The organism is Roseibium algae, assembly GCF_037783265.1.
Classification (GTDB): Bacteria; Pseudomonadota; Alphaproteobacteria; order Rhizobiales; family Stappiaceae; genus Roseibium; species Roseibium algae.
The window spans coordinates 1-10,247 of sequence record NZ_JBAKIA010000035.1; the positions used below are offsets into that span (position 1 = coordinate 1).

At 54.0% G+C, this 10,247-nt stretch carries 8 protein-coding genes and 1 pseudogene; 6 read left to right on the forward strand and 3 right to left on the reverse strand.

Annotated elements, in window-relative coordinates; genetic code table 11:
• A partial coding sequence (locus V6575_RS22900; protein ID WP_340277799.1) for an autotransporter outer membrane beta-barrel domain-containing protein occupies positions 1-432 on the forward strand: 432 nt, incomplete at its 5' end.
• A 436-nt stretch (positions 433-868) separates the two neighbouring features.
• On the opposite strand, the gene V6575_RS22905 is transcribed toward V6575_RS22900, so the two are convergent.
• Entirely contained in the window at positions 869-1,528 is a 660-nt protein-coding gene (locus tag V6575_RS22905) for a TetR/AcrR family transcriptional regulator (RefSeq protein WP_340277800.1), read from the reverse strand.
• 226 nt (positions 1,529-1,754) lie between these two features.
• Between V6575_RS22905 and V6575_RS22910 the strand changes: the two genes are divergently transcribed.
• From V6575_RS22910 to V6575_RS22920, 3 genes are read left to right on the forward strand one after another with little or no spacing between them, the layout of a single operon-like run.
• Complete coding sequence (locus V6575_RS22910) at positions 1,755-3,911, forward strand: TonB-dependent siderophore receptor (RefSeq protein ID WP_340277803.1); 2,157 nt, start codon at positions 1,755-1,757, stop codon at positions 3,909-3,911.
• A 4-nt stretch (positions 3,912-3,915) separates the two neighbouring features.
• Positions 3,916-5,043, forward strand: coding sequence for an ABC transporter substrate-binding protein (locus V6575_RS22915; RefSeq protein WP_340277805.1), 1,128 nt, complete (start codon positions 3,916-3,918; stop codon positions 5,041-5,043).
• A gap of 9 nt (positions 5,044-5,052) precedes the next feature.
• Positions 5,053-6,165 carry an SIP domain-containing protein gene (locus V6575_RS22920; RefSeq protein ID WP_340277806.1) on the forward strand — a complete coding sequence of 371 codons (1,113 nt, stop codon included), beginning with the start codon at positions 5,053-5,055 and terminating at the stop codon, positions 6,163-6,165.
• 452 nt (positions 6,166-6,617) lie between these two features.
• Here V6575_RS22920 and V6575_RS22925 read toward each other — a convergent pair whose 3' ends face one another.
• A complete protein-coding gene (locus V6575_RS22925; RefSeq protein ID WP_340277807.1) occupies positions 6,618-7,505 on the reverse strand; it encodes an NAD(P)/FAD-dependent oxidoreductase in 888 nt (295 codons plus the stop codon).
• A gap of 2 nt (positions 7,506-7,507) precedes the next feature.
• Complete coding sequence (locus tag V6575_RS22930; RefSeq protein ID WP_340277808.1) at positions 7,508-7,951, reverse strand: Rrf2 family transcriptional regulator; 444 nt, start codon at positions 7,949-7,951, stop codon at positions 7,508-7,510.
• Between the two features lie 272 nt (positions 7,952-8,223).
• Here V6575_RS22930 and V6575_RS22935 point away from each other — a divergent pair, with 272 nt between their 5' ends.
• Both V6575_RS22935 and V6575_RS22940 read left to right on the forward strand, forming a co-directional pair.
• Positions 8,224-9,741, forward strand: a complete 1,518-nt coding sequence (locus tag V6575_RS22935) for an amidase family protein (RefSeq protein ID WP_340277809.1) — start codon at positions 8,224-8,226, stop codon at positions 9,739-9,741.
• A gap of 241 nt (positions 9,742-9,982) precedes the next feature.
• Positions 9,983-10,247 (forward strand): annotated as a pseudogene (locus V6575_RS22940) (integrase); the annotation flags it as partial.

Below are 10,247 nucleotides of genomic sequence, written 5' to 3' on the forward strand. Positions count from 1 at the left end.
GCCTCGGCGGCCTTCGAGCCGTTTGCTGGCCTTGCGGTCGTCAGCCAGCACACGGACGGGTTCACGGAAACGGGTGGCTCGGCGGCGCTGGCGAGCGCCAGCAACACAGATGTGATGGGTGTGACCACACTGGGACTGCGCGGTGAGACTTCCATCGGCCAACTAAACGGTTTCACTGCTTCTCTGAATGGCTCGCTCGCTTGGCGCCATGCCTTCGGCGACGTCGACCCGACATCGACCATGCGATTTGCCAGTGGCGGCAATGCCTTCTCCGTCTCCGGTACGCCAATTGACGATAATACGGCGCTGTTCGAGACAGGCCTATCACTGGAAAAGGACGAGACCCTTAGCCTCTCCCTCAGCTACCAGGGCGAGATTGGTGCGACTGCCCAGGAACACTCCGGACGGCTCAGCGTGCTTTATCGGTTCTGACTGTCTGGGAAGAGGGCGTTCAATACTTCCTTCGAGCCTCAGTCGTTTGGTCATCATTGGGGCGTTGATTTCGCGCACGGAGTGAGTGGACTTGGAATTCAACGAAAGAAAGAGTGGAGGCAATAGCACGAGCAGGTGATGGTAGCGGGAGAGTGACCTGAACCTCTGACCCGTGGATTAAGATATTGCGGTTCGATATCTGGAAGACCGCTTTGTGCCTGGCCGACCGTCTTCATGTGTCTTGCCGAATGAGAACTCAGGGCCGGAAACAACGACACATCAGTCGCATAATAAATGTCCGGTTTTCTTTTCGCCTGAATCCAGACCCGCCAGTCCCCTCACGGCCCCATAGTTGATGGGTCGTTCTTTGCTTTCTCTTTTTAACCGTAACAAATGAGGCTTAATGCTGATCCTCATTTGTGGTGCCTAAGTGCGGTCAAACTGCGCCGTTCTTGATGCCGTAAATCAACCATGACCAAACCCTTTGAAAATGCTCTTTCAATGCTTGTTGGGTTTCGAATGTATTCCCTCCCAACATGGCGTCTGTTGTCGGAATAGACACCAGACTATAGATCAGGTGTTGTGCAATCTGTTTGGCATCCCCTGTACCGATAGCCCCACAGTCCTGAGCATCTTCGACGCAGGAGACAAGCCGTATCAGGATTGGGTCAGTCTGCGCAGACATGGTCCGAGCCTCAGTTTTTCCAAAAACCACGGTCTCGCTGAACGCGATACGCTTCAGAGCAATGAGGTCCTGTTCCATGTTGATTGCGAGAAGCGACTGCAGCAGACTTTTGAGGTTCGTCATGGCGTCTTCTCCCTGTTGCTCGATCGCCTCTAACTTCACCAGGGACCGTTCGCGCGCGTGTTCGACAACACCTTCAAACAAAGCCACTTTTGACGGAAACCTGCGGTAAATTGTGTCCTTTCCAGCACCGCAGTTTGCTGCAACTTGCTCAACGGACGTTCCTGCAAACCCCTGAGCTGCAAACAGTTGCGTTGCAGTTTCAAGGATACGACGCGTCGCTTCCTGAGTTGCGTGTTTCGGCGGCCGTCCCTTTCTAGGTTTTGATGGCAACGGCATATGTTCGCCCATTTTCTCTCCCTCGGCCTCCGATGTCTCATTGTCAACCAATGATAGCTTCTACTCAAAGGTTGCCACTGTGGGCAAACTTTAAAATCATGAAGAAATTTCTCAGTATTTATAACTGGACAGGTCCGTCCCGTTTGATTATTAGCATATCTGTTTTCTAGGCAGGCGTCATCCGAAAGCGGTCCGCCAACCCAAAATAAATGGCAGACAACTGGCTTTAGGGGTAATTATGTCGCTTTGTATTCCTCACCGTTTAGTTCAAATCACATCCGTGAGCGCCCTTGCGCTGTGGGCGGGCACAGGTCTTGCCCAGGAACAGGCAACTCCCCTCAAACAGATCACAGTAGAGGCCGGGGAAGCAACGCAAAGCACCGAGGGGGGTATCTTTGAAAGCACGGTTGTTTCCGCTACAAAGACAGGGACATCGGTGTTGGAAACGCCGCAATCGGTGACCAGCGTCACGCGCTTGCAACTTGATGAACAAAGTCCGCAGACTGTTAGTGAAGCCTTGCGCTATACCGCCGGGGTTTTGTCGGATAAAGACACCAACTCGCGGTATGATTCAATTTTCTTGCGCGGCTTCGGCAATTTCGGAACTTCCACCAGTTACGTGAATTTTCTGGACGGCCTTAAATTGCCTCGTGGACAGGCATTTGCGCAGACTTCGATTGATCCATACCTTCTTGACCGCATAGATGTTCTCAAGGGACCGTCCGCACTTCTTTATGGCCAGACGAATCCGGGCGGCCTTGTGAACCAGATCAGCCGCCAGCCGTCAGCGACAACGTCGAATGAAGTTTGGATCCAGGGGGGCAGTCATGGCCGTGTCCAGGGAGGCCTGTCTTCGAACGGGAATTTAACGAAAGACGGGACGTTTCAATACGGTCTCAGCGCAGTCGGGCGCTTGTCGGGAACGCGCTATGATGATGTCGACGAGAGCCGGATCGCACTTGCTCCCTCGATAACATGGACTCCGGACGACGACACTACACTAACAGTATCCGGGTATTATCAGCATGATCCGGAAGGTGGATATTTTAATTCGCTTTACCCGGACTTTCTCGCGCCAACTGTTTATCAGTCGTATCTCAACAGGGATCTGAATATTGGCGATCCGGATTTCGATGCCTTTAAGCGGACCGAGACAGGAATCGGCTACAATTTCGAACACCGTTTCAATGAAGCTTTCACGGTTCGATCCAAGACCCGCTATTCCTATGTTGATCTCGATTTTCAATCTCTGCAGATGCTCTCAGGCGTTACATCGGCTGGTCTGATACCGCGGCAGGCATTGCGTTCTATTGAGGATGTCGGAGGTGTGTCGACCGACAATCAGGTTGAATTTAATTTCCAAACCGGTCCGGTAGAGCACATGCTTTTGACTGGGATCGATTTCCAGTATGCGGAAAGCAGCTGGCAGTATCTATGGGGAATGGGTCCATCCCTTGATGTTACCAATCCAGTCTATGGCCAAGACATAGGCGCTTTGACAACCATCATCGACACGGACCAGGACTTCTGGCAGACAGGAATCTATGCTCAGGACCAATTGAGTATTGGCGGTTTCCATGCCCTGCTTGGTGTCCGTCACGATTGGACAGAACTTTCATCGAAGAACAATCTGACGTCCACGACGACAAATCAGTCAGACAGCCAAAACAGCTACCGAGCCGGACTGCTCTACCTGTTCGACAACGGCCTTGCACCTTACGCCAGCTATTCGACATCTTTCGAGCCAAATACGAATGTCGATGCTAATGGTAATCCCTTCGATCCGACAACCGCTCAACAATTTGAAGTTGGTTTGAAGTATCAGCCAACATGGATCGATGCGCTGTTTACGATATCGGCGTTCGATATACGCCAGCAAGATGTCGTAAAATACGACGCAAGTGCGTTGGCTTACGTGCAGCAGGATGAAGTGCATTCACGTGGGATTGAATTCGAGGCCCGCGGGAACATGACGAAAAACCTTGAAGTGATTGGCGCCTTGACGCTGCTCGATACGGAGGTGTCGAAGTCCAGCGTTACAGATAATGTCGGCAAGCGCCCGCAGGCTGTCCCGGACTATTACGGCTCCCTTTGGGCAAATTACAATTTTGATACCGGGGCCTTGAACGGCCTGTCCGTTGGCGGAGGTGGGCGCTTTGTCGGATCCAGCTATGCTGATGACGCCAACACGATCAAGGTCGATGGTTATACTCTGTTCGATGCCGCTTTGCGGTATGACCTTGGGACAAGAGTGCCGAAACTCGATGGCCTTCAGGTAACCTTGAACGTTACCAACCTCTTTGACACGGACTACTATTCCAGTTGCAGTTCGAATTTTTATTGTCAGTACGGTAATGGTCGACTGGTGCTTGCCGGCCTAAAATACAAATGGTGAGCTGATGGTTCTGACGCGAAGGGACTTTTGCGGAGCACTGGCCCTAGGCTCTCTTTATGATGTCAGCCCCGCCCTGGCTGCCAAGGTGACGCGCATAACGGACATGGCTGGCAGGACGGTGGAGCTGGCTGCGCCGCCCGAACGCATCGTTCTTTTAGAAGCGCGAGACATGGTCAGTATGGCCATGTTGCACCCCTCCCCTTCAGCGCTTGTGGTTGGATGGGCAGCGACTGACCGTATCGATAGTCCTGCGCTTCAGGCCAGCCTGCAAAAGGACCGCTCCATTGCTGTTGTGGGTAAGCAAACCCCAGACACGATCTCTTTGGAAGGACTATTAGCCTTGGCCCCGGATCTCGTAGTGGCAAACTATTTCATGCTGCCTCGAGGCGCGGAAGACCCAATGGTTCAACAACTGGCCGCATTTGGTATTCCGGTCGTCTTTAGCGACACTTCAAGTAATATAGAAAAAGATAATGCGAGAAGGGATTCACTTGAGGGCCTGCACGAATTCGTTCAAATGTGGGCAAGCATTCTGGATGCCCGAGAAAAGGCGAGCGAATTACTCACTTTTATAGACAAGCGTCTTCGGCAAGTGGCCGCGTGCATTGACGGGGCTCAGCCAACGACCACCTATCTGGAAGTGCTGTCTTCCTTGGAGGATTGCTGCTGGGCAGCGGGTGACAGCATCTGGGGGGGATTGCTGCGCCGCGCGGGAGGTAAGATTCTGCCCGCCATCACGGAAGCTTGGTATCAAAAACTCCAGCTCGAATATCTGATCTCAACGCCTCAAGATGTCTATATCGCATCAGGTGGTGGATGGGCCGGCGGGGGGCGCCCCGCTATCGGTCCCGGGTTGGACGCGTCCGAGGGACGAAAAGGGTTGGAACGCTTAACTAGGCGATCTGGTTTTCAAATTTTATCCAGCGTTCGCAGCGGGCGTGTTCATGGGATTTGGACAGGCCTGATCACGGTGCCCGAACTTAATATTCTATTTGTTGAAGCCGCCGCGAAATGGCTGCATCCCGAGCGGTGTGCAGAGATCGACCCTGCTAGAACGCTTGCCGAAATGAATAGGCACTTTTTGTCCGTACCTATCCAACCGGACCTTTGGGTCTCTTTAAAAGAGCACTAGGAGTTCGGAATGGGAGCGGATCATATCTATACAGCGTCGGCAGAGATCGATTTTCCAAGGGTTGCTGAATTCATCGACTACATTGCAGAGAGCATTGCAACACATGATATTGACCTGGAACAAGTGGACCATGGCTACAGGCTCACCACACAGGTCGGAACTGGTCATCTGATTGCTGCCGCCAGTTGTTTGCGCCTACATGTTGAAACCCCAAACAAGGCTGATCTCAACCGTCTGAAATACACGCTAGCCGGCCCGGTCTCGTTTATCGCCGCCAGTGAGAACCTTGAAATCATCTGGTCAGGTGATGAAGCGGCCCCGTCGTTGCCCGAGGACTTACGGGTCCTTCAAGTGACTAGCGTGAGACGTCAAACCCCGGCGATGTGCCGTATTCGCTTCTCGGGAGAGAACCTTGCCCGATACGATAGGTCAGATCAGTTGCATTGTCGGCTTATTTTCCAGCCCAAGGGCGTTGTGACGATGCAATGGCCCATTCTCGACGGTCGTGGCCGGGTGGTTTGGCCCAATGATCATTTTCTACCCACCCGTGTCTACACCATCCGCGCGATCAATTCAGATGAGGGGTGGATGGAGATCGACTTTTCCCTGCATGATCCCGCAGGGCCTGCAACGCAATGGGCAAGGGACGCGGCTCCCGGAGACACTGTTGGCGTTCTCGGACCTGCGGCAAATGGAGCGAAGCGAGCTGCATTTCATGTACTTGCCGGGGACGAAACTGCGCTGCCGGGCATCGCTCGCATTCTGGAGGGCCTCGGGCCTGAGGAAAAGGGGCAGGTGTTCATTGAAGTCAATGGGCCGGAAGAAGAGCAGCCGTTGGACCGCCCTCAAGAGATTGAGATCGTTTGGCTCCACCGGTTCGGACTTCCTGCTGGAACAACCGCCCTCTTGAGCGAGGCCGTCCGTTCAGTCATCTGGCCTTCAGATCTGACTCAGGTGTTTTTTTGGGGTGGGTGCGAACATAAAGCCTTCCGAGACATTCATCGCTTCCTGCGCAAGGAAGTTGGCTTGCCACGTGACCGCATGGTTTTCTATTCGCACTGGCATCGGAAGCTCAGTGAAGAAGATATTATTTCAATCGGCGGAAAGGCTTATCTGCCATAAATATTAACAATGTAAGCTGAGAGTCCGCATTGAGCAGAGATCAATATTTGCGGGCGGCCATTACGTCAAAGGAACCGCCTCGCATTCAAACCGTAATGAATTGCTCTCCTTCCCCATCTAAACTTTATTCGATCGTGCCATGAATCTGCTTTCATAATTCTCTTATATCGCGAGCGACCGAAACGAGTCCGGTATTTAAATTGAGACAGATTTGATTTGAGATCAGCTTTAGCAACTTTGCTTCCAAAACGGGACAGTCCGCTCCCGGCCCCAGAGCTGCCGGACGGCATCGCAAGCTCAATACAATCACTCTGACGGTTTGGTCGACTGGGAAACCGCGACCGTGACCATCCTTCCGCGCAATGCAGGACGCGATGGTTGAGCCGCAAAGTCCGGTTGCCGGTTGGGATGCTCAGGAAGGTGGCTTGAGCTTCGGCTATGGGATCCTAATCTCAGCGCTTTGGCCAAACAAGCGATCTATGCATCTGGGCACCGGCCCAAGCGCCGTCGGCCACGGCCAGCGACACAGAGTGCGGGACGCGTGCGACATCACCGCACGCGAATACACCGTGGATGGATGTCTCTTTTTCCTCCGATGTGCGCAGCTGAGACCCCATGGGCGTTTCCATCAGGGCACAACCCATGGTTTCTGCAACCGGACTGGCTGGCGAACAGGTGGATGCCGTAAACAAACCGGCGAAGCCAAGGCGGCGACCATCGGCCAGGATTACGTCGGCCTCGCCTTCGATCCGATCTATTGGCGTTTCCTCCACGGTGACACCCCGGCAATCCAGATCGGCACGGGTGTCATCGTCGAGTGAAGTTGCAGCATTGGTCATGAATGTCACCTTGCCCCAATCCGTCAACAACTGCGCTTGATGCACAGACATCGGCCCGGTTGCAATCATGCCGATATGGCCCTTATCCAGCTCATAGCCATGACAATATGGGCAATGAAACACTGAACGTCCCCACCGCTCCGCCAAGCCTGGCACCAAAGGCAGCTCATCCGCCACGCCTGTAGCGAACAGTAAACGATGCGCTGCATAGCTTTCGCCAGTGCTGAGGGTCACTTGGAACGCATCGTTCGCTCCGGTAGCGCGGGCGACCTCGCCTTCTCTCCAAGTCAAAGTCGGATATGCCTCCAATTGGGTTCTGGCGGTGCGTGCCAATTCTGCCGGATCGACGCCATCCCGTCCCAGAAAGCCATAGGAGTGGCTCGCTGTCCTGTTGCGCCGCAACCCGGCGTCTATGACCATCACCGATCTGCGCGCGCGCAGCAGCTGCAGGGTGGCTGCCATTCCGGCATAGCTACCCCCGATTACGATAACATCCTGCATTCTTAGTCTTTCTGTTTAAGCATGTCCGCATTGCGGCGGCTAAAGTCGGCCGCCAGATCGGCAAGGGTGACATTGGCGAAACGGTCCAGCAGCAGCGCTTCGGCATCAGCAAACGCGTCTTCCAGCGCCGCGTTGACCGACTGTTCCACCAGGCAAGAAGGATTTTCAGTCCGATTGCCGATCGCGAAAATGGCGGGTTCGCCAAGCGCTTCGTGCAACTGCTGCAAGGTCACAATCGCAAGATCGGCGGTGATGCTCCATCCCCCCGCATGGCCACGACCCGACGAAACGATCCCCGCCTCGCGCAAAAAACCCATGGTGCGCCTGACAACCACAGGATTGGTGCCCAGGCACTGCGCGATGGCTTCGGAGGTCATGGGCCCCTGGTGCTCTGCCATGTGCAGAAGCGCGTGAAGGACGGAGGAAAGGCGGCTGTCTCTTTTCATGTAACAATTTATGTTACGATAAATACTGGATGTCAAGCTATAGGGCAGCCATTCCAAGATCACTCATTTTGCTTATGAAGAAGCTGCCTCTTCTGATTCTGCCTCCAGCAAAATCTGGGATGGGTGGAGAGTGTGAATTCGCTTCGTGTCATATTTTGGTTGGTGAAGCATCGGAGTGCTGGACGAATTTGACTTACGATGAATTCGACCTTCCTGGGCATTCATGTATGATATGGCCAATGTATTTACATAGAAAGGTTGGATTTTTCATCTTGAGTAATATTTCACGCAGGGTATTTCTTGCATCAACATCTGCTGCTACCATCTCGACTTTTACTTCCCGCATACCAGCTTCCGCTGCGATTGCTAGCCTCAGGGCGCATGATGAATTCATCGATTATGATGCGCTCGGCCTGGCCCGACTGATCAAGGAAAAAGAGATCACGGCCAAGGAGTTGACAGAGGTCGTCATTCGCCGCAACGAGGCACTCAATCCGATTATCAACTGCATTGCGACCCAGGCTTTCGAACGGGCCCGGGAAAAGGCGCCCGTTTTTTCCTCAAGCGCGACATTCGCCGGTGTTCCGACACTCGTCAAAGACATGATCGATGTTGCTGGCCTGCGGCGTTCCGACGGGTCGAGACTTCTGGCAACCAATGTTCCGAACAAGTCCGTCAAATATATCGAGGCGCTCGAAGCTTCGGGCTTGAACATTGTCGGCACAACGACGGTGCCCGAATTTGCAAGTGGCCTGGAAAGCGAGCTTTATGGCCAGACCCGAAACCCTTGGGATTTGGAGTATTCCTGCATCGCTTCGAGCTCAGGCGCGGGTGCGGCGGTCGCCGCCGGTTTTGTTCCCCTGGTCCATGGGACGGATGGAGGAGGGTCGAACCGATTGCCAAGTCACGCCTGCGGGACATTCGGTTTCAAGCCCAGCCGGTATCGCATGTTCTCCGGAGAAGCCGATGGCGGGCATGATTTGTTCAAAACAAATAATGCCATCAGTCGGACGGTGCGCGACAGTGCCGCCCTGTTCAACGATACCGAGGACAAATCGGGAAAGGTCTACGAACCGATCGGGAGGGTCACCGGCCCATCCCACATGCGGCTGCGGATCGCCTATGCCCCGAACGGGGTCAAGGGCTATCCGACGGTGGCCTCGATCAGGGAGGCTCAAGACGAGATCGCCAACCTCCTGGCAGATCTGGGGCACCGTGTCGAACTCATTGAACATCCCGTCAACGGCACCGAGTTCTTCGAGAATTTCCGCTTCTCCTTCTTACCCAAATTCAGGCCGTTACTGGCGACAGTAACGGCGATCACCGGTAGGGCGCCGGCCGAGTCGGGCCTTCTGTCGCGCTGGACCGCGACCATGATTGAAACAAGCCGCAACTTCACCGACGATCAGATCAAGCGAGGGAATGCCTATTTCGAGAATGCGGAAGCGATATATGGAGGTATTTTCGACAAATATGACTTGCTCTTTACGCCCGTCACACCGGATGAAACGCCCAGATTGGGTTCGATAAAACCAAGTGAAAGCTGGGACGAGAAGGGTCATTTGTTCGAACGCGTGATGAGCATCACCGCGCCGACGAACGCAGTTGGTGACTGCGCCATCGCGGTGCCACTGTCGACCTCCAGGTTGACCGGTATGCCAGTGGGCTCCATGTTTCAGGCTAAAGCCGGGAGCGATAAAATGCTCTATGAATTGGCTTATGAGCTGGAAGAGGCTCTCCCGTGGAAAGACAAGTGGGCACCCTATTCAGCAAAGAATATTCCGGTTTAAACAAGACGTGAAGTCGGGGGAAGTAGTGCGCAGCGGCATGGGATATTGTCGGTTGCCACCGGTTAGAGAGCCTGTAGTTAGCACCTTTACCAAATCCAACTCTGTCGCACGATGGACACTATGAATGCATGGCGGATTCACCTAATTGAAAGCTGAAAGTCGACAGTCCGCTCCCGGCCCCTTTGGTTCACGATGCTCGCCTATCCTTCCAACGGCCAATAGTGGCCGAAGGAGTATGGAAATGGGAATTGCACAATACGATCCGGCCGCGCTCGGAAGGCCTGCATGGAATGCAGGTAGAATGGTCCGCGTCAAGAAGCCTCTCAAGCAACGCCAGATCTGGGCGATCCGCTTTTTCCTAGATCGGGAGGGACGGATGCGCGACCGGGCGCTGTTCGATCTCGCAATCGACAGCAAGTTGCGCGGTTGCGATCTAGTGAAACTGAAGATCGGAACGCTGGTCACTGGACCGGCGATACGCACGCGCGCCATGGTAGTTCAACAAA

Coding starts and splice junctions, on each gene's coding strand:
- V6575_RS22930 (WP_340277808.1), bottom strand. CDS start 7,951: ATGAAAAGAGACAGCCGCCTTTCCTCCGTCCTTCACGCGCTTCTGCAC.
- V6575_RS22925 (WP_340277807.1), bottom strand. CDS start 7,505: ATGCAGGATGTTATCGTAATCGGGGGTAGCTATGCCGGAATGGCAGCC.
- V6575_RS22915 (WP_340277805.1), top strand. CDS start 3,916: ATGGTTCTGACGCGAAGGGACTTTTGCGGAGCACTGGCCCTAGGCTCT.
- V6575_RS22910 (WP_340277803.1), top strand. CDS start 1,755: ATGTCGCTTTGTATTCCTCACCGTTTAGTTCAAATCACATCCGTGAGC.
- V6575_RS22920 (WP_340277806.1), top strand. CDS start 5,053: ATGGGAGCGGATCATATCTATACAGCGTCGGCAGAGATCGATTTTCCA.
- V6575_RS22905 (WP_340277800.1), bottom strand. CDS start 1,528: ATGGGCGAACATATGCCGTTGCCATCAAAACCTAGAAAGGGACGGCCG.